This is a genomic window from Glycomyces algeriensis, assembly GCF_027622855.1.
GTDB lineage: Bacteria > Actinomycetota > Actinomycetes > Mycobacteriales > Micromonosporaceae > Glycomyces > Glycomyces algeriensis.
The window spans coordinates 15,340-33,946 of sequence record NZ_JAPZVR010000015.1 but is presented as its reverse complement, the minus strand read 5'-3'; the positions used below and the strand labels follow the sequence as shown (position 1 = coordinate 33,946).

Genomic DNA, 18,607 nt, shown 5'->3' with positions numbered 1-18,607 from the left:
AACACCCTTTGTCTAACGGATTGAAAAACCCTGACCTGGAATCGCTCCACCGCCGGGAAAATGTCGTACCCATACGTCAGGGTTGATACCGGGGGCCCATCGAAGTCCGATTTGCGCAGACCCTCCGCTCACGTTCAGCGCCCGCCCGGCCACGTCCCGCAAGCCTCCACCCCGGCCGCCTCCCGCAGGCGATCCGCCGCCCGCCCGGCGTCGTCGCACCGCTTCCGATCCGCCGCCGTTCCCGCCGGCGTCGCCTCGCCGCCGTCAGACCGCCTCGGCCTCGGCCGCCTCCGCGGCCTGGTCCCGCCCGATCCTCATGACCGCCAGGATGCTCACATCGTCGTCCATCCGGGTCGCGAACCGCGAGACGTCGTCCCACACGAACTCGACCAGCCGCCGCGGCGACGGCACCATCAGGCCTTTCAGGTGGCTCGCGAGCGGGTAGTAGTCCCCGTCCGCGTCGCGCGCCTCGACCAGCCCGTCCGAGAACGCCAGCAGCGTCTCGTCCTCGCCGAACGGCACCGCCATCGCCGAGCCCGGCCGGATCGGCGCGGCGAGCCGCAATCCCAGCACCGGCGACGGCTTCAGGTCGATCTCCTCGACCCGCTCGCCCCGCAGGATCAGCGGCGGCGGATGCCCGCACGACAGCAGCCGCACGTCGCCGCTGTCTTCCGCGAACTCCGCCAGCAGCACTGAGGCGAACACCTCCGGCACGTACCCGTGCGCCGCGTCGTCCAGCAGCCGCCGCTCCAGCCGCCACGCCACCCCGCCGAGCTCCTCCTCGTCGAGGATCGCTTCGTGGAACACCGAGAGCAGCATCGAGGCCGTTCCGACCGCTTCGAGGCCGTGGCCCTGCACGTCGCCGAGGATCAGCCGGGTCCCGAAGGGGCTGGGCCGCACGTCGAAGAAGTCGCCGCCGATGATCGCGCCCTGCTGGGACGAGTGGTAGAGCCCGGTGCACGCCAGGTCGCCGACCCGCCGCGAGAGGTCCGGCAGGATCGCGTGCTGCGCGGCGTCGGAGACGCTGAGCATGGTCACCAGCCCCGCCTCGTAGCGCTGGCGGATCCAGGAGATGCCGATGGCCGTGGCGAACACGATCGCGACCACGACGATGTCGTCGCCGTCGAAGCGCCGCGAGAACGGCACCGGCGCGGCGACCACGCCCAGGGCGAGCGCGGCGATGGCCGCGGTCCACACCGGACCGAGGACGAACGCCGCGAGCACGGGGACGATGGCCATCGCGATGCCCGCGTGGAGCGGGTCGGGCCGGAAGAGCTGGAACGCCGAGGCGGCGAGCAGGGCTCCGAGGGGCAGCAGCCGGACCCACAGCGGTATCGCCGTGCCCGGCTGCAGTCGGATCGAACCTGAGACCCGCAACCCCATCGCCCGAGTTTAGGACGGCCGGGGTCCACCACCTGCGATTTCGAACAGGTCGAGTGAAGAATTAGGACGCGCGGCGCGCGTCGAAAGCGGCGTGGGAGTCGAGGACCTTGGGCATCTCCTCGTACAGGTGCACCACGAGGTCGCGCAGCCGCTGCTCGAGTCCGGCGCCGGTCTCGGTGAGCCGGTACTCGACGCGCGAGGGGTAGCCGTCCTCGGGGGCGAGGCGGTCGACGATGCCGTCGCGCTCGAAGTGCTTGAGGCTCTGCGCGAGGGCCTTCTCATTGATGCCCTCGACGGCCCGCCGGATCTGGCTGAAGCGCATCGGGCCGTCGTGCAGCGCCAGCAGGATGAGCGTGCCCCAGCGACCGGTGATGTGGTCGAGGATGACTCGCGACTCGCAGCCGGCGGCCTGCACTTCGAAGCAGGGCGCGAATTCGGTGGGCTGGGTGCTCATGAAGCGATGTTACCTCCGCAACAGTACTTTCCAAATGATTGTGCTTTCCTTTCGTAAGTGCAATGGTAGACGCATCAGCCAGTCGAAGGAGCAGCAAATGATCGTCGTCACCGGTGCCACCGGCCAACTGGGCCAGCTCGTCGTCGAAGGCCTCGTCAACGAGGTCCCCGTAGAGCAGATCGCGGTCGTCGTGCGCGACGCCGCCAAGGCCGCCCGCTTCGGCGAGCTCGGCGTCGAGGTCCGCGTGGCCGACTACGACGACCCGGCCACCCTCGCCGACGCCTTCCACGAGGGCGAGAAGGTCCTGCTCATCTCCGGCAGCGAGGTCGGCCAGCGTGTGCCGCAGCACAAGGCGGTCATCGACGCGGCCAAGCACGCGAACGTCGCGCTCCTGGGCTACACCAGCATCCTCGGCGGCCCGGCCGCCGACTTCGAGCTCGCCCGCGAGCACCAGGTCACCGAGCGGTACCTGATCGACTCGGGCCTGCCCTACGTGCTGCTGCGCAACGGCTGGTACCACGAGAACTACACCGCCGCCCTGGGCCAGGTCATCGCCAACGGCGGGGTCCTGACCAGCACGGCCGCCGGTTCGAAGATCGCGAGCGCGACCCGCGCCGACTTCGCGGCGGCCGCGGTCGCGGTGCTCACCACCGAGGGCCACGAGAACCGCGAGTACGAGCTCAGCGGCGACGACGCGTGGACCCACGACGAGTACGCGGCGGAGATCTCGCGCCAGCTCGGCCAGGAGGTCCCGGTGAACCGGGTCCCGGGCGAGCAGCACCGGGAGATCCTGGTCGGCGCGGGCGTTCCCGACCCGTTCGCGGCGATCCTCGTCGGTGTGGAGGACGCGATCTCGCGCGGCCTGCTGGCCGTGCAGACCGGTGACCTGGCGAAGCTCATCGGGCGTCCGACGACCCCGATCGCGCACTCGATCACCGAGGGCCTCCAGGCCGCTCGGGCATAAAGCATCGGACAACGGCCCGCAGGGGGACCTGCGGGCCGTTTCGCGTGCTCAGACCTCGATCTGGGAGCCGATGATGACGGTGCGGTCGCGCGGCAGTTTGAAGTGGTCGGCGGCGTCGGCGGTGATGTGGGCGGTGGCGATGAACAGGCGCTTGCGCCAAGAGGCCATGGTCGGTTCGGGGCCGCCGCGCAGCTGGATGGTGGAGAGGAAGTACGTGGTGTCGCGCAGTTTGAGGCCGCGGCCGGCGGTCTGCTCCTTGGCGAGGCGGAGCGCGGCGGGCACGTCCTGGGGCTCCATGTAGCCGAAGCGGGCGGTGACGTGGACGATGCCCTCGTCGGCGGCGCCGAGGCAGCGCACGATCACGCGTTCGGCGTCGGGGACGCGCGGCACGGGCTCGGTCTCGACCGACATGACCACGATCTTGGCGTGGCGCACGTGGTTGCGTTCCATGTTGGCGCGCATGGCGAGCGGCGCGGTGATGGTGCCGCGGTTGAGGAACACGGCGGTGCCGGGGACTTGCGCGACCTTGGGTTCGCCCTGCTGGAGGCGGGAGAGGAACTCGTCGAGGGGGCCTTCACGGCGGAGGCGTTCGGCGGTGACGATCTCGCGGCCGCGCTGCCAGGTGACCATGACGGTGAACGCGGTGATGCCGATGACGAGCGGCAGCCACGCGCCGTGGACGAGCTTGGTGGTGTTGGCGGCGAGGAACAGCAGGTCGAAGGCGAGGAGCAGGCCGCCGCCGGTGAGGACGAGCCAGCGGGGCGCGTTCCAGAGTCTGCGGGCGACATAGCAGTACAGGACGGTGACGATGGTGATGGTGCCGATGACGGCCATGCCGTACGCGTACGCGAGGGACGCGGAGCTGCGGAACGCGAACACCAGGGTGAGCACGGAGACCATGAGCATCCAGTTGATCCAGGGCACGTAGATCTGGCCGATCTCGTGCTCGGAGGTGTGGCTGATGCGCAGGCGCGGCAGGTATCCGAGTTTCGAGGCCTGGGAGGCGACGGAGTACGCGCCGGTGATGACGGCCTGCGAGGCGATCACGGTGGCGGCGGTGGCGAGCACGGTGAGCGGGATGCGGCCCCATTCGGGGGCGAGGAGGAAGAACGGGCCGCTCACGTTGGCGGGGCTCTGGAGGATCATCGCGCCCTGGCCCATGTAGTTGAGCAGGAGTGCGGGGAAGACCAGGAGGATCCAGCCGGTGGTGATGTTGCGGCGCCCGAAGTGGCCCATGTCGGCGTAGAGGGCTTCGGCGCCGGTGAAGGTGAGGACGACGGCGGCGAGGGCGAAGAACGCGATGTGGAAGTGGCCGAACAGGAACGCGACGGCGTAGGTGGGGGAGAGGGCGCGGAGGATCTCGGGGTGGGTGCTGATCCCGCCGATGCCGAGCACGGCGAGGGTGAGGAACCAGGCGATCATCACGGGCCCGAAGAGCCGGCCGATGGTGGCGGTGCCTTTGCGCTGGAAGCCGAAGAGCAGGACGATGATGACGGCGGTGATGGGGATGACCCAGACGTCGAAGCGCGGGTCGATGACCTTGAGGCCTTCCACGGCCGAGAGCACGGAGATCGCGGGGGTGATCATGCTGTCGCCGAGGAAGAGCGCCGCGCCGAAGATGCCGAAGGCGGCGAGCAGGAGCGTGGTCCTGCGGCTGCGGCCGGTGCGGTGGCGGCGCAGCAGGGTGATGAGGGCCATGATGCCGCCTTCGCCGTCGTTGTCGGCGCGCATGGCGAGCGATACGTAGAAGATCGTCACGACGATCATCAGCGACCAGAAGATGACGGAGACGAGGCCGTACACGTTGTTGTCGTCGATCGGGACGGGGTGGGGGTCGGCGGGGTTGAAGAGGGTCTGGAGGGCGTAGATCGGGCTGGTGCCGATGTCGCCGAAGACGACGCCGAGGGCGCCCACGACGAGGGCGAGCCGCAGTGTGCCGCGGACGGTGGGCGCGGGCCCCGGGTCGGGCGCTGCTGCCTCGGACTGGGCGGTCACGACGGTCACTCCTTATCCAGGACCGGACACCCCGTGTCCCGGTCCGACCGGTGGACGATACCGCGCGAAACGGGTTCCCGGCCACCGACCGGAGTAATCCGGAACACGGTGTGACCTGCGGATCGGCCCCGGGACGGGGCCGGCCGCTACTGGAAGGCGCCGGCGTGGTCGCGGGCCCATGCGGCGAAGGTCCGCGCGGGCCGGCCGGTGACCTCGGCGACGGTGGGGAAGACCTGGCTGGCGAACTCGGGCGGGTCGGCCCGCCAGTCGAGCACGTAGTCGATGGCCTCCTCTTCGATCCCCATGGCGCGCATGCGCTGCTTCGCGCCTTCGCGGTCCTCGGCCTCGTACCGCACGTCCCGGCCGATCGCCTCGGCGATGCGCGCGACCTGCTGGGGCGCGGTCAGCACTTCGGGCCCGGTGAGCACGTAGGCCTTCCCGGCGTGGCCGTCCTCGGTGAGCGCGAGGGCGGCGACGTCGGCGATGTCGCGCACGTCGACGGGGGAGTGCCCGACCTCGCCGTACGCCTCGCGCACGACGCCTTCGGTGCGGACGGCCTCGGCCCAGCCGAGCGCGTTCGACATGAACTCACCGGGCCGCAGGTGCGTGTACGCGAGCGCGGAGTCCTCCACGGCGGCCTCGACGGGCCCGGCGTAGCCGTTCCAGAGCAGGGTCACCCGCCGCACTCCGGCCTTGACGGCGGCGGCCACCAGGTCGCGGCTGTCGGGGACCGTCGTGTTCCCGGTTCCGAACGTGGTGAGGAGGTGCAGCGCGGTGGCGCCTTCAAGAGCGGCCTCCAGGCTCGCGAAGTCGGTGAAGTCCCCGGCCCGCACGTCAACGCCCGCAGGGAGATCCGCCTGCGACGGGTCGCGGGTGAGGGCGCGTACGGGATGACCTGCGGCGTGCAGGTTCTGGACGAGGTGTCGGCCGACGTTCCCGGTGGCGCCGGTGATGAGGATGGTCATGGCAGTGGCCTTTCGGTTCAGCGGGACCGGGATCCGGTCCCTGAGGCGGCCCGGCCAACGGTAGGGGCGCCGGGGCGCTCCGCCATCGGACCAGCGGCCCGGGCGGGGTCCGCCGCAGGTCCTAGGACCGCGCCCGTCCGGCCCCCGACAGGACACTCAGGACTGTCAAAGTTCGATTGCGAGTACGAATGTGCGCGCCGCCCGGTTGTATAGACTGTGCGTGACCGCTTTGCCCATATCATCCAGGGAAGCCGCTGTGATCGAGTTCGAAACGGTGTCGAAGACCTATCCGGGCCATCCTGCGGCCGTCGCCGATTTCTCCCTGGTGGTCCCCTCCCACTCCACCGTGGTGCTGGTCGGCTCCTCCGGATCCGGCAAGTCCACCCTGCTGCGCACCGTGAACCGCATGGTCGAGCCCACCTCCGGCCGCGTCCTCATCGACGGCGAGGACGTGCGCGAGCGCGACCCCGTCGCCCTGCGCCGCTCCATCGGCTACGTGCTCCAGCACGGCGGCCTCCTCCCGCACCGCAGCGTCATCGACAACATCGCCACCGTGCCCGTCCTCAACGGCGTCCCCAAACGCCAGGCCCGCACGGCCGCAACCGAACTGCTCGAACGCGTCGGCCTCGACCCCAAGGTCGGCCGCCGCTACCCCGGCCAGCTCTCCGGCGGCCAGCAGCAGCGCGTCGGCGTCGCCCGCGCCCTCGCCGCCGACCCGAACATCCTGCTCATGGACGAGCCCTTCGGCGCCGTCGACCCGATCATGCGCCGCGAGCTCCAAGAGGAGCTCCTTCGCCTCCAATCGGAGCTCCACAAGACCATCGTGTTCGTCACCCACGACATCGACGAGGCCTTCCTCCTCGGCGACGAGGTCGTCGTCCTCCGCGAAGGCGGCGTCATCGCCCAGCGCGGCACCCCCGCCGAGATCCTCGGCGCCCCCGCCGACGACTTCGTGCGCGACTTCGTGGGCGCCGACCGCGCCGAACGCGAACTCCACACCACCGAAGTGGACGGCCGCACCATCGCCGTCGACGCCGCCGGACGGCCCGTGGGGGTGCTCGCGTCTTGACCTGGCTCACCCTGAACTGGCCGCAGGTCCTCGAACTCACCCGCGACCACCTGCTCCTCAGCGCCCCCGCGATCCTGCTCAGCGTCCTCATCGCCGTCCCCATCGGACGCCTCGCGCAGCAGCGCCCCCGCCTCGGCGGCCCCCTCCTCGGCGCCGCAAGCCTCCTCTACGCCATCCCCGCCCTGCCCCTGCTCATCATCATCCCCGTGATCTTCGGCATCCCCCTGCGCTCACCCGCCACCATGATCATCGCCCTCACCGTCTACGGCGTCGCCCTCCTCGTGCGCACCGCCGCCGACGCCTTCGGCTCCGTCGACCCCCGCGTCCGCGAAGCCGCAGTCGCCGTAGGCCACTCGCCCCGCAGCGTGTTCTGGCGCGTCGACCTCCCCCTCGCCCTCCCGGTGCTCCTCGCGGGCATCCGCGTCGTCGCCGTCTCCACGGTCAGCCTCGTCACCATCGGCGCACTCATCGGCGTGCCCAGCCTCGGCACCCTCCTCACCGACGGCTTCCAGCGCGGCATCCCCGCCGAAGTCGCCACCGGCGTCATCGCCACCATGGCCCTGGCCCTCCTCTTCGACGGCCTCCTGATCGCCATCGGCCGCCTCCTCACCCCGTGGGCCGCCACCAGCCACGAACGCCTCCTCCCGCAGGAGAAAGCCGTATGAACCTGTTCCTCGACGCGCTCGCCTGGCTCACCGACCCGGCGAACTGGACCGGCCCGGGCGGCATCCCCACCCGCGTCCTCCAGCACCTCGTCATCACCTTCGCCGCGGTCGCCGCCGCCGCGGTCGTCGCCCTCCCCACCGGGGTCCTCATCGGACACACCCGCAAAGGCGCGGGCGTCGTCGGCGCCATCGCCGGGGCCGCCCGCGCCATCCCCACCCTCGGCCTCCTCACCCTCCTCGGCCTCGCCCTCGGCATCGGCCTCGAAGCGCCCCTCCTGGCGCTCATCGTGCTCGCCGTCCCGTCCGTCCTCGCCGGCGCCTACGCGGGCGTCCAGAACGTCAGCACCGACACCACCGGCGCCGCCAAGGCCATCGGCATGAGCCCCCGGCAAGTCGTCTTCCAAGTCGAGATCCCCTTGGCCGCACCGGTGATCATCGGCGGCCTGCGCGCGGCCACCCTCCAGGTCGTCGCCACCGCCACCCTCGCCGCCTACACCGCGGACTTCGGCCTCGGCCGCTACCTCTTCGCCGGCCTCAAATCCCGCGACTACGCCGAGATGCTCGCCGGAGCGCTCCTCGTCGCCGTGCTGGCCCTCGTGCTCGAACTCCTCTTCGCCGCCGCGCAGCGCCGGGCGGCCGGGCGCATCGCCGCGACCGCCCGGCCCGACGACGCGGTGGCCCCGCCCGACAGTCCCCAAGAGAAGGAACTCGTATGAACACCCGCACCAAGGCCTTGGGCGCGGTCGCGCTCGCGGCCGTCCTGACCGCCACGGCCTGCTCGTCCGGGGACCCGCTCTCGAGCGGTGATTCGGACGGCGACACCATCGTGATCGGCTCGCAGGACTACTACTCGAGCGAGATCATCGCCGAGATCTACGCCCAGTCCCTCGAGGACGCCGGGTTCACTGTGGACAAACAGCTCCGCATCGGCCAGCGCGAGGCCTACCTACCGGAGATCGAGGGCGGCTCGATCGACCTGTTCCCCGAGTACACGGGCCCGCTGCTGCAGTACTGGGAGCCCGACACCGAGGCGCGGCTGAGCGATGACGTGTACGCGGCGCTGCAGGGGGCCACCCCTGACGGCCTGCGGGTGCTCGACCAGTCGCCGGCCACGGACCAGGACTCGTACACCGTCACGCGGGCCTTCGCCGACGAGTGGAGCCTGACCACGATCGACGACCTCGCGAACGTGACCGTCCCGATGACGATGGGCGGCAACTCCGAGGGCGAGACCCGGCCGAACGGCCCGCAGGGCCTGCTCGACACGTACGGCGTCGAGGTCGGCTTCACGCCCATTGAGGACGGCGGCGGCCCGCTCACGGTGCAGGCGCTGAACGACGGCGACATCCAGCTCGCCATCATCTACACCGCCGACCCGTCGGTCGAGGCGAACGACCTGGTGTCGCTGCAGGACACCAAGGGCCTGTTCCTGGCCTCGCACGTGGTGCCGCTCGCGAGCGACAACGTGAACGACGAGGCCGCCGCCGTCATCAACGCCGTGAGCGCGGCGATGACGCCGGAGGACCTGCTGGCCTTGAACTCGCGCAGCGTGAACGAGGAGCTGCCGGCCGAGACCATCGCGAAGGACTGGCTCGCCGAGACCGATCTCGGTTAGCCGCAACGACATCGCCGCCCCCGCCGAATCGGCGGGGGCGGTTTCTTAGCGTTCAGGCCGTGAGCAGGCGGCGTCGCGCTCGGCCTCGGCGGAAGGTGCTCGGCGTTCAGGCCGGGTGCGCGGCGGCGCTTCGCGGTCCGGCCGTGCGTGGGCGGCGTCTCGTGCGCGGGTCGGACGCGGGTGGCCCGCCTCGCGCGGTCGGCATTGCCTGTTCAGGCCGGGTGGGCGGCGGCGAACCGGCGCACTGCCTCGGCGAGCGCCTGCGGCCGGTCGACCGGGATGAGGGTCCCGCAGTCGTCGAGTTCCAGGTACTCGGCACCGGGGATGAGCTGTGCGAGAAGACGGCCGTGCTCGGGCGGCATCATCCGGTCCTGCCGGCCCCACACGACGAGCGCGGGGTTGGGGAAGTCCGCGAGTTTGCTCGAGGCTTCGAGCATCTCGGTCTTCCGGGTGCCGTTGAGGTACTTGACGAGGTCGGCGCGCACGGCGCCGTCGGTGCGCAGCGGCTTGAGCCAGCCGTCGGTGAGTTCGTGCGGCACGCCCTTCGCCGTCATGACGGCGAAGCCGGTCCCGGGGATGCGCCGCAGCGGGCGCGGCGTGAGCGCCAGCGCGAGGAGGCGGATGCCGCCGGGGAGCTTCGCGGCGGCGGCCATCATCGTGCCGCCGCCTTTGGGCGGGTAGTTGTCGAACGCCTCGCACCCGGCGATGACCATGCGGCCCACACGCTTCGGGCGTTCGGCGGCGAGCTGCTGGAGGCGCCCGGCGTCGTTCTCGACGAAGACCGTGTCCTCCGGAAGGCCGAGCGCGTCGGCGAACTCGCCGATGAGGTGCGCGGTGCTGAGCGGCGTGAGGTCCGCGTCGGGCTTCAGCGGGATCGCGTGGCTGCCGTAGGGGAGGGTCGGGACGATGACGCGGTGGTCGGCGGCGAGATCGGCCGCGACTTCGCGCCAGACCGTGGCGTTCTGCACGAGTCCGTGCAGGAGCAGGACCGCCGGGCCCGACCCGGTGTCCTCATAGGAGATCGTGCCGAGGGAGAGATCGATGTGGGGCATGTGGGGCCCTTCCGCTCGATGGGTGTCCCGCCCTACGCTAGCGGGCGCGAAAGGGCCCGGCACCGCGGTGGATCGCTTGCCTCGAAAGGCGAACGACCGCGGTGCCGGGCCCGCCGCTGCTACCGCTTCATGAGGGCGAAGACGCCCCATCCGAGGTAATCGCGTTGGTAGCGAACATGGTTCGCCCGCCCTGTCCGCAGGACGTTCCGCATCTCGTCGGCGAGTTCGTGGCCCGGGTTCTCGTCGAGCCACGTGCGGATGTTCAGCCACTGCGCTGCCGCGTACCGGTCCCAGCTGTCCTGGTCGGCCAGGACCATCTCGACGACGTCGTAGTCGAGCGAGTCGAAATGCTCGACCAGGCCCGGCAGGTCGAAGAAGCTGGCCTTGGTCTCGGCGTAGCAGCCGTGGAGCGTGGCCTCGTCCGGCGGGTCCTGGCGCCAGTAGCACTCGCCGATGAGCATCAGCCCGCCCGGACGGAGGCTCTGCTCCAGGAGCGCGACCGTGCCGGCGGTGCCGCCGCCGATCCAGGTGGCGCCGATGCACGCGGCGATGTCGACCGGTTCGCTCGCGACGTGCGCGGCGGCGTCGCCGTGCACGAACTCGCAGCGGTCGGCCACACCGAGTTCGACGGCGCGGGCCTGCGCCCGTGCGACGAACGCGGTGCTGATGTCGACGCCGGTGCCGCTGATGCCGTGGTCGTGGGCCCAGGTGCAGAGCATCTCGCCCGAGCCGCTGGCGAGGTCGAGCATCCGAGCGCCGGGGGTGAGGCGCAGTGCCTCGCCGAGTTGGGCCAGCTTGCGGCTATCGACCGGGTTGTGGATGCGGTGCGTGCTCTCGGCGATGACGAAGGTGAGTGGGAGATCCACTGTGGTCCTTTGCTTTCGAAGAAGTCATGACGGTGTCGGAAAGCGGCCGGCCGAAGCCCGCCGCACGCGCCTGGACCTTCAAAAAATCATCTCCAAAACTCGTTCGCCTGCGAATGCCGCAGCAGTCTACGACGCGAGCTCGCATCGTGTCGAGAGGGAATCGCCCCCCGCTGGGAGTGGGCTGTGACATCCCGTGCCGGAGGATTTAGGTTTTTCGGTGCAAACCCCTATAGTTGGACAGGTCAACGCGAACAAGGGGGTACACCATGGGTTTTGCGGACAAGTTCAATGAACTGAAGGACATGTTCTCCGGAGCCGTAGACGGCGCCAAGGAGAAGGCCGAGGAGATGATCGGCGGCGTCACTGACGCACCGGTCGACCAGCTCGGCGAACAGGTCGGCGGCACCGCCGAAGACCTGCAGGGCCAGGCCCAGGAAGGCGTCGAAGGCGCGCAGGGCCAGTTCCAGGAGGGCGTCGAAGGCGCCCAAGGCCAAGTGCAGGACCACGTCGACGGCGCGCAAGGCTCCGTTGAGGACTTCCGGAACCAGACCGGCCTCTAGCGCTGTGTCTTGACCGAACCGCGAGGGGCGGGCGGATCCACACCGGACCCGCCCGCCCCTCACGCCGTGCTCAGCGAGTGTTCAGCGTCCCGCACAGACGCGTGTAGTCGCCGAACGCGTCCTCCACGCCCTGGATCGACAGCCCGTACCGCGACAGCGAGTACTCGTGGCGACGGTCGCTCTGCGGGCGCGCCAGCACGCTCTCCAGGTTCCCCGCGTCCTTGTCCGTCCACTCGGCGCCGATCGACTTGTACAGCTTCGGGACCTCGTTCACCGGGTCCGAGCTCAGCCGGTGGTACGGCACGTCCACAATGGCTTCAATAGGCAGCTTCAGGCGCGCCGCCCGGCCCTTCTCCACCGACTCCACCAGCAGGCTCAGCGCCACCCGCCCGATCGCCTCGAAGTCGATGCGCCGCTGGTACATCGACCACGACGTCTCCATCAGCGAACACACCGAGCCCATCACCGTGGTCGGGTCCCGATGCGTCCATACGAACGTCGCGTCCGGAAACACCTTCCTGATCACGTCCATCTCGTTCAAATGCGCCGGGTACTTCAGCATCCACCGCTTCGGCTCCCGCTGGAACTGCAGCACCTGCAGCGCCCGCTTCAGATAGAGGTAGTCGGCAGTGCAGTCGCGCTCGTCCAGCCACTTCCGGTACTGCGGCAGCGCCCCGCGCAGGAACAGGTGGAACCGGCCCTGCGGCAGGATCAGCATCGACTCCTCGGGCGAGCGCACCCGCATCGGGTGGATGACCTCCCACGACGGCGCGAACTTCACCATCATCCGCGTCCCGGCCTCAAGGCTCCGGATGCTCCGCTCGGCCTCAGCGCGGTACGCGGGGACGTCGGTGCGCATCATCTCCCACATCAGCGGGCCCCGATGCGCGTCGGAAACGGCGAGGATCTTGTGCGCCAACGTGGTCGCCGTGCGCGGCAGCCCCACCACGAACACCGGGTCCACGATCTTCTCGTCCGCGATCTCGGGGTGCTCCACGAGGCGCTGGCGGATGCGCAGGCGGTTCTCCAAGCGCGCCTTGGCGTCCTCGACGCCCGACTGCCAGCCGAGCGGCGTCATCAGCGGCTCCTCGGCGAGGCACTGCAGGTGGAAGCCCATCTCGGCGACGAACTCCTCATCGCCGGCGGTCGACCACCCGGTCGACTTCTCGACGGCGGCGACGGTGCGCTGCCAGGTCTCTAGGGGCCGCTTGCGGCCCTTGAACGAAGGGCGCAGCATCGCGTTCACGACAGCGGCGGTGACGGTGGTCCGGCTCATTTGGGGGGTTCCTCTCGAAGCACAAGGCTCGCAAGGTGACAGCTGGTCCGCACAGACTACTCGTAGTAGTGCATGGTGTACACGGACGCTGCTCCCGCCGACCGGAACTAGTGGACGGACAGGCCGCCGTCCACGAACACCGACTGACCGGTGACGTACGCGGAGGCGCCGCTCGCCAGGAACACGGCCGCACCCGCGAAGTCCTCGGCGAGGCCGTTTCGCCCGGTCATCGTGCGGGCTGCAAGTGCCGCCACCTGCTCCGGATCGGAGGCGAGCCGCTCGTTCAGCGGCGTCAGCACGAAGCCCGGCACGAGCGTGTTGACGGTGACGCCGTGCGGCGACCACGCCTCGGCCTGCGATCGGGCAAGGGACTCCAAGGCGCCCTTGGAGACTCCGTAGGCACCGCTCTGCACGAAGGCGCGGTGCGCCTGCTGGGAGGTGACGTGGATGATCCGCCCGAACCCGCGCGCGGCCATGCCCGGTCCGAAGCGCTGGCCGAGCAGGAACGGCGCTTCGAGGTTCACGGTCATGGTCGCGTCCCAGACCGCTTCGTCGATCTCGCCCATCGGCGGGCGGAGGTTGATCCCGGCGGAGTTGACGAGGATGTCGGGTTCGCCGAAGACCTCGGCCGCAGCGTCGCCGGCGGCGCGGATGCCCTCGCGGCTGCCGAGATCGGCGCTCACCCAGGCCGCTTCGCAGTTTTGGTCGGCCAGCTCATTGACGGTGGCGGCCAATGCTTCCCGCCCACGGGCCACGATCACGACCCTCGCGCCAGCGCGGGCCAGTGCTGTCGCGATGGCCTTGCCGATGCCTGAGCTGCCGCCGGTGACCAGGGCGACGCGGCCTTCCAACGAGAACATTGCGGTGAGGTACTCCTGTGCGCTCATGCCCCGAACCCTAGGGTGTGCGGCGGCCCGTTCAGCGGAGGGCGGTGCAGGGCTTCGCTGTACCCCGGGAGATGCAACTGCTCCGTATTCTCTAGACATGTCTACGAGTTCCGGTACTGCGAGAATGCCCCTTGGCCGAAAGCTCTTGATTGTGGCCCTTTGCGTGGGTGTCGCGGTTGCCGGGACGCTCGTGTACTTTCTGGTTCGCGGTGAAGAGGCTGCGACCTATGAGTTTCCCGGCGAGCACCATGTGATCATCTATCTTGATCGCGACATCGAAGACGACGTCCTGGAGCAGATTGAGTCTGAGCTCCAAGAACACCCGCTGGCCGAGCAGGTCCAGTTCGAGTCCCAGGCAGAAGCCTATGAGAGATTCAAGGACACCTTCGAAAGCCAGCCCGACCTTGTGGACAGGGTCGACGCCGAAACGCTGCCATCCGCCTTCCGCGTCAAACTGACCGACGGCGACCGGTCTGAAGAATTCATTCAAGAATTCGAGGAGGCAGAGGGTGTGTACCAGATCACCGACCTCATGGAGCTCTATCGGCGCTACGAGCCGGCCTGCATTGCTTTCGAGGAAAAGGGAGTCAGTCCTGCCGAGGGCGACACTGAGTCTATTCTCGTTGAGATAGAGCAGGCATGTGAGCAGTTTCGCGTAGGCTTCTGAGGATTACTCGGAACTCGCCCGCACCCTGCAGGCGCAGTCACTGCGGTCACCGTGCCCCGGGCAGAGGTGAGGCCGGTCGGACTCCACCTTGTCCGACCGGCCTCGGAGGCAAGTCTAGAAGTCGAAGCGGCTCGGATTGGCGACCAACTCGCGCGCGTTCTTGAGAATCCAGCGGCACCACTGGTCGCCCTGCCATGCGCCGCGCCAGACCACGGGCTCGCCGGGGTCCTCGCCGAGGCGGCAGACCTCATGCGGCCCAACGCCGTCGTCGCAGTCGACGCGGTACTGCGCGGGTGTGCCGGGCGGGGTCGGAAGGAAGATGACGAAGAACTCGACCGGGTACCGCCGGAACTTGCCCAGGTAGTGCTCGCCCTCGGATCGGTCGTTGTCGGGCTTCGGTTTCGCCGCTTGCTCTTGCATCGCGACCTCCAATGGAGAGAGTGTCAGATAGCCGACAGTGGTGATGCCGAGGAGCCCACGAAGAGTCAAGCATTGCCGTTACGAGGCAGCGACTCCCCGGCATTCCCACCGCACGCGAGCCGGGAGGCAACTCGCGATGTAGCCACCTTAGGCGATGTTTTGCCTGGTCAATGCTCATGTCTCCCATCATGTTCCGGCGTTCCGAAACGGAGTTCCATGATGGGTACACCGTTTCGGTGCGCCGCAATGAAGCCTCCATTACGGCGCACCGATATTGGGTCGAGTCGTGATGAATTCGATTGGGGTGGTTCGTGCGATCATCGCTACAAACCGTTATTCGCGCAGCGCAGGGAGCACTGGATGGCAGGCACGGTCTTGTACCAGAAGTTTGCTCGGGCCTACTTGACCGCCGAGGTCAACACCATTTCGCAAGACGCGGGGTGGTCGCCGAACCAGTTCGCAAGGGTGATGAGCAAGAGCTCCACCACGGTCCGTGCCTGGCTCGACGGGAGCCGCATCCCTGACAAGGGCAACCTGTCGCTCCTGTGCGACCAGGCCGAGGTTGAAGTGGACCGCAAGAGGTTCATCCTGCATGTCAGCGACCAGCTTCTCAAGAACTCGGAGCTGATCTCGGATCTGGATGAGCGCAATCTCTACATCGTCGAGAGCGGCGAACGGACGTACCCGGTCCATGTCAAATGGAATCCACTCCTGCTTTCAGCCGTGTTGCAGAAAGAGCCGTACCACATGAAGGTGCTGGCGGGGCCTATGGAAGACCCAGCGAACAAGGTCAAGAACTGGAAGCGAAAGGAACGGCGGGCCAGAAGGTTCTTCGGCCGGTTCGCGAGCAGTAACCACCTGAGCGTGGAGTTCTACACCCCGGCCAGCGCTTTTGCTGATCTCGAGATGCTTGACCCAGAGGAGAGGTCGGAGCAGATCGAGCACCTCAAGTGGGTGGACTCGCTTCCCGGAGCTGAGGTGAGGGTTGTCCGGCCGCCGCACTTCGCAAATTATGCGTTTGAGGCGTTCGAATCCGACGAGCATACCTACGCGGGACCCAACTTCGTATACGTCGACAACCTCGACCAAAGCCGCCACGTGGTCGATGAGAAGAAGCTCGCCTTGTATGATCAAGCCCGCAGATTCCTGCGATCGAACTCGCAAGGTATTGGAAGGTTCCTCGATGGTGGAGTACACCGGCTGGCGGAAGAGCACCCGGAGTAGTGACTCCGGCCAGACCAACTGCGTTGAGTGCCGTCAGACCTGGCGGAAGAGCACCCGCAGCGACAGCGATGCGGATCCGAACTGCGTTGAGGCTCGGAACACGGACGCTGGCTTCCAGGTTCGGGACTCGAAGCTCGGCCATGACTCCCCGGTCTTCGACCTGAGCGCCTCGGACTTCACCGGCTTGCTGCGCGTTGCCGACCGCTCCTGACCAGTCGGGCCTCCGCGAAGCCTAAACACGTCGCCCTCGACTCCCGTCCCGGAGCCGGGGGCGTTTCCGTTGCCCGAACCCGAACCGGGTCTCACCGCTCGTGGTGGCGGCAGTCTCCCGGGAAGTACGATCCGAGCCGCTCTTCAAGGATCGCGTTGGTGGCCTTGACAAGTGCCCGACCGCTCCTGCCGTCAGCGGGTTCCCGGTAGAGCTCATCTGAGAGCCCGGCGATGAGCGCCGACAGTTCGAGCGCTGCTCGCTCCGCGTCGGTTTCCGGTTGGACTTCCCCGCATTCCTTGCCGTTCTCGACCGCGCGCGCGATCTGCCCCCGCACCACGGCTGCGGTCTCCCGGGCCACTTCAGCCACGGTCGGTACATCGAGCGCTCGGGCGTGGAAGGCCTTCGCCACCCGGTACTCCCCGCGCCGGATCTCATCGAGCGGCCACAGCTCGGGCATGCAGCGCATGAGGATCGCCCGGATCGGCAGCTGTTCGGACTCGCCTTCGGCGACCATGCGGGCCACTCGTGCCAGCTGGTGGTCGGTCATCCGCTTGTAGGCGAACAGCAGCAGCTCGTCCTTCGAGGCGAAGTAGTGCTGCACCGTGCCCACCGAGAACCCCGCCTCCCGTGCGACGGCGGCCATCGTGGCGGCGTCGAGCCCGGCGTGGGCGATGAGTTTGTGAGTCGCGGCCGCCATCTGGTCGCGGCGAAGGTCATGGTCAGCGGTCCTGGGCACGGGTTAACCATACCGGTGTATGGTTTTGAGGAAGCCATATGTTCGTATGGTTATTCGGCTCCGCCCGCGACACCCCGCGGCCACCCGCAAGGAAACCCATGCACACCACCGTCTTCGCCGCCCTGGCGCTCGCGCTCACGGCCGGCCCCGTCCCAACCCCGCAAGCCCCCGCGACCGACCTCGCCGACATCGACGCCTACATCGAGACGCGCCTGGAAGAGACGAACGTCCCCGGCGCGGCCTGGGCGGTCGTCACCGCCGACGGCATCGAGCACCAGGCGGCCTGGGGCGAAGACGGCAGCGGTGCGCCCATGACCGAGTCGACGCCCTTCCTGTGGGGCTCGGTCGCCAAACCCGTCACCGCGACCGCGGTCATGACTCTCGTCGAAGACGGCCGCATCGACCTCGACGAACCCGTGCGGACCTACCTGCCGGACTTCACCCTCGCCGATGCAGACCACGCCGAGCGGATCACCGTGTGGCACCTCCTCGAGCAGACCAGCGGCATCCCCGAAGGCACCGGCGTGACCGACCGCTTCGACCCCACCGCCGACCCCTACGGGCAAGCGCTCGCGGACCTGGCCGACGCCGAACCGATCGCCGAACCCGGCGCCGAGTTCGAGTACGCCAGCGCCAACTACCTCGTGCTGGGCGCGCTCGTCCAAGCCGTGTCCAGCATGCCCTACGAGGAGTACCTGCACGAGGCGGTCCTGGACCCGCTCGGGATGGACACGGCCGTCGCCGACGGCGACGCCGCCGCGACCGTGCCGGACGGCCACACGTTCGTGTTCGGGCAGCCGGTGGCCATCGGCGCGCCGTTCGATCCGACCGGACCCAGCTACGGGTACCTCGGCGGCAGCGCCGCCGACCTCGCTGCGTTCGCCGCCGCCAGCCTGCCCGGCGGCGCAGGGATACTCACACCGGATTCCTTGGCACTCATGCAGACTCCGGCCGCGGCAATGAACGAGCGCATCGACTACGGCCTCGGTTGGAAGATCGACAACCGGAACGCCGACCTGGGCACCTCGACCGTCTGGCACACCGGCGGTGCGCCCGGGTATTCCGCGGCCGTCGTCCTCCTGCCCGAACTCGACCGCGCCGTGGTCATCGCCCAGAACGCCTACGGACACTTCCAGGACGGCGCCCTGGTCGGCACCGCGCTGAGCGCGGCGCGCATCGCGGCCGGCGGTGAGGGGTACGAACTCGAGACCGACTGGACCTATCCGGTCGCCCTCGCAGGAATTGCCGCGCTGCTGCTTGTCGGTGTCGTCCTCATCGTCCGGACTTTCGGGCGGCTCCGCAGTGGTGCCGAGTCGGCGAACCGCAGTTGGCGTGTGGGGGCGGCGATGAGCGGTTGGGTGGTCGCAGGGACTGTCGTGGCCTACGGGGCCGCGTTCGCCGTCCCGGCGTTGGCTCCGAGCCGGACGCTGTTCCAGCTCATGGCACCGGATCTCGCGTGGGGCCTGTACGCGGTGGCCGTCGTCGCGCTGGTGCTCGCGGTGGTGCGGGTTTGGCTTGGGGCCGTTCGCCTGCGGGGTCGCCGCACCGCCGACCCTGTCGGCGAGGGGTGATCGCGGGCGCGGGGGTTTTCGTTTTGC

Annotated in this window: 20 protein-coding genes; 10 read left to right on the top strand and 10 right to left on the bottom strand. The window is 68.9% G+C overall.

Annotated elements, in window-relative coordinates:
* Positions 1 to 264: 264 nt before the first annotated feature.
* Together O2L52_RS20665 and O2L52_RS20660 are read right to left on the bottom strand one after the other, a co-directional pair.
* On the bottom strand, positions 265 to 1,383 hold the full coding sequence (locus O2L52_RS20665) for a PP2C family protein-serine/threonine phosphatase (protein ID WP_270117902.1): 1,119 nt from the start codon (positions 1,381 to 1,383) through the stop codon (positions 265 to 267).
* A gap of 61 nt (positions 1,384 to 1,444) precedes the next feature.
* Positions 1,445 to 1,837 carry a winged helix-turn-helix transcriptional regulator gene (locus O2L52_RS20660; protein ID WP_270117900.1) on the bottom strand — a complete coding sequence of 131 codons (393 nt, stop codon included), beginning with the start codon at positions 1,835 to 1,837 and terminating at the stop codon, positions 1,445 to 1,447.
* Between the two features lie 97 nt (positions 1,838 to 1,934).
* On the opposite strand from O2L52_RS20660, the gene O2L52_RS20655 reads away from it, so the two are divergent.
* Complete coding sequence (locus O2L52_RS20655) at positions 1,935 to 2,801, top strand: SDR family oxidoreductase (RefSeq protein WP_270117899.1); 867 nt, start codon at positions 1,935 to 1,937, stop codon at positions 2,799 to 2,801.
* A gap of 48 nt (positions 2,802 to 2,849) precedes the next feature.
* Here the strand turns inward: O2L52_RS20655 and O2L52_RS20650 are convergent, their stop codons facing one another.
* Both O2L52_RS20650 and O2L52_RS20645 read right to left on the bottom strand, forming a co-directional pair.
* On the bottom strand, positions 2,850 to 4,796 hold the full coding sequence (locus O2L52_RS20650) for a potassium transporter Kup (protein WP_270117898.1): 1,947 nt from the start codon (positions 4,794 to 4,796) through the stop codon (positions 2,850 to 2,852).
* A gap of 146 nt (positions 4,797 to 4,942) precedes the next feature.
* Complete coding sequence (locus O2L52_RS20645; protein WP_270117896.1) at positions 4,943 to 5,761, bottom strand: NmrA family NAD(P)-binding protein; 819 nt, start codon at positions 5,759 to 5,761, stop codon at positions 4,943 to 4,945.
* Between the two features lie 256 nt (positions 5,762 to 6,017).
* On the opposite strand from O2L52_RS20645, the gene O2L52_RS20640 reads away from it, so the two are divergent.
* From O2L52_RS20640 to O2L52_RS20625, 4 genes are read left to right on the top strand one after another with little or no spacing between them, the layout of a single operon-like run.
* Positions 6,018 to 6,830: an ABC transporter ATP-binding protein gene (locus O2L52_RS20640; protein ID WP_270117894.1), complete on the top strand. Its 813-nt coding sequence runs from the start codon at positions 6,018 to 6,020 to the stop codon at positions 6,828 to 6,830.
* Positions 6,827 to 7,495, top strand: a complete 669-nt coding sequence (locus O2L52_RS20635; RefSeq protein WP_270117893.1) for an ABC transporter permease — start codon at positions 6,827 to 6,829, stop codon at positions 7,493 to 7,495. Before O2L52_RS20640 ends, O2L52_RS20635 begins: the two co-directional genes overlap by 4 nt.
* Positions 7,492 to 8,211, top strand: a complete 720-nt coding sequence (locus O2L52_RS20630) for an ABC transporter permease (RefSeq protein WP_270117892.1) — start codon at positions 7,492 to 7,494, stop codon at positions 8,209 to 8,211. The genes O2L52_RS20635 and O2L52_RS20630 overlap by 4 nt, the downstream gene beginning before the upstream one ends.
* Positions 8,208 to 9,110 carry an ABC transporter substrate-binding protein gene (locus tag O2L52_RS20625; protein ID WP_270117891.1) on the top strand — a complete coding sequence of 301 codons (903 nt, stop codon included), beginning with the start codon at positions 8,208 to 8,210 and terminating at the stop codon, positions 9,108 to 9,110. Before O2L52_RS20630 ends, O2L52_RS20625 begins: the two co-directional genes overlap by 4 nt.
* 212 nt (positions 9,111 to 9,322) lie before the next feature.
* Here O2L52_RS20625 and O2L52_RS20620 read toward each other — a convergent pair whose 3' ends face one another.
* A complete protein-coding gene (locus O2L52_RS20620; protein ID WP_270117889.1) occupies positions 9,323 to 10,162 on the bottom strand; it encodes an alpha/beta fold hydrolase in 840 nt (279 codons plus the stop codon).
* Between the two features lie 119 nt (positions 10,163 to 10,281).
* Complete coding sequence (locus O2L52_RS20615; RefSeq protein ID WP_270117888.1) at positions 10,282 to 11,028, bottom strand: SAM-dependent methyltransferase; 747 nt, start codon at positions 11,026 to 11,028, stop codon at positions 10,282 to 10,284.
* A 266-nt stretch (positions 11,029 to 11,294) separates the two neighbouring features.
* Between O2L52_RS20615 and O2L52_RS20610 the strand changes: the two genes are divergently transcribed.
* Positions 11,295 to 11,588 carry a hypothetical protein gene (locus O2L52_RS20610; protein ID WP_270117886.1) on the top strand — a complete coding sequence of 98 codons (294 nt, stop codon included), beginning with the start codon at positions 11,295 to 11,297 and terminating at the stop codon, positions 11,586 to 11,588.
* A gap of 70 nt (positions 11,589 to 11,658) precedes the next feature.
* On the opposite strand, the gene O2L52_RS20605 is transcribed toward O2L52_RS20610, so the two are convergent.
* Positions 11,659 to 12,864 (bottom strand): sulfotransferase family protein, encoded by a 1,206-nt coding sequence (locus O2L52_RS20605; protein WP_270117885.1) that lies wholly within the window; start codon positions 12,862 to 12,864, stop codon positions 11,659 to 11,661.
* Positions 12,865 to 12,971: 107 nt separating this feature from the next.
* Complete coding sequence (locus tag O2L52_RS20600; protein WP_270117884.1) at positions 12,972 to 13,751, bottom strand: SDR family NAD(P)-dependent oxidoreductase; 780 nt, start codon at positions 13,749 to 13,751, stop codon at positions 12,972 to 12,974.
* A gap of 97 nt (positions 13,752 to 13,848) precedes the next feature.
* Between O2L52_RS20600 and O2L52_RS20595 the strand changes: the two genes are divergently transcribed.
* A complete protein-coding gene (locus O2L52_RS20595) occupies positions 13,849 to 14,418 on the top strand; it encodes a permease-like cell division protein FtsX (RefSeq protein WP_270117883.1) in 570 nt (189 codons plus the stop codon).
* Between the two features lie 114 nt (positions 14,419 to 14,532).
* Here the strand turns inward: O2L52_RS20595 and O2L52_RS20590 are convergent, their stop codons facing one another.
* A complete protein-coding gene (locus tag O2L52_RS20590; RefSeq protein ID WP_270117882.1) occupies positions 14,533 to 14,838 on the bottom strand; it encodes a hypothetical protein in 306 nt (101 codons plus the stop codon).
* Between the two features lie 360 nt (positions 14,839 to 15,198).
* Here O2L52_RS20590 and O2L52_RS20585 point away from each other — a divergent pair, with 360 nt between their 5' ends.
* Both O2L52_RS20585 and O2L52_RS20580 read left to right on the top strand, forming a co-directional pair.
* The gene (locus O2L52_RS20585) at positions 15,199 to 16,062 is read left to right on the top strand and encodes a Scr1 family TA system antitoxin-like transcriptional regulator (RefSeq protein WP_270117881.1); all 864 of its coding nucleotides are present in this window, start codon (positions 15,199 to 15,201) and stop codon (positions 16,060 to 16,062) included.
* Positions 15,944 to 16,273 carry a DUF397 domain-containing protein gene (locus tag O2L52_RS20580; RefSeq protein WP_309299876.1) on the top strand — a complete coding sequence of 110 codons (330 nt, stop codon included), beginning with the start codon at positions 15,944 to 15,946 and terminating at the stop codon, positions 16,271 to 16,273. The genes O2L52_RS20585 and O2L52_RS20580 overlap by 119 nt, the downstream gene beginning before the upstream one ends.
* Positions 16,274 to 16,364: 91 nt before the next feature.
* Here the strand turns inward: O2L52_RS20580 and O2L52_RS20575 are convergent, their stop codons facing one another.
* Positions 16,365 to 17,009, bottom strand: coding sequence for a TetR/AcrR family transcriptional regulator (locus tag O2L52_RS20575; protein WP_270117879.1), 645 nt, complete (start codon positions 17,007 to 17,009; stop codon positions 16,365 to 16,367).
* A 98-nt stretch (positions 17,010 to 17,107) separates the two neighbouring features.
* On the opposite strand from O2L52_RS20575, the gene O2L52_RS20570 reads away from it, so the two are divergent.
* A complete protein-coding gene (locus O2L52_RS20570) occupies positions 17,108 to 18,580 on the top strand; it encodes a serine hydrolase domain-containing protein (RefSeq protein ID WP_270117878.1) in 1,473 nt (490 codons plus the stop codon).
* Positions 18,581 to 18,607 lie beyond the last annotated feature (27 nt).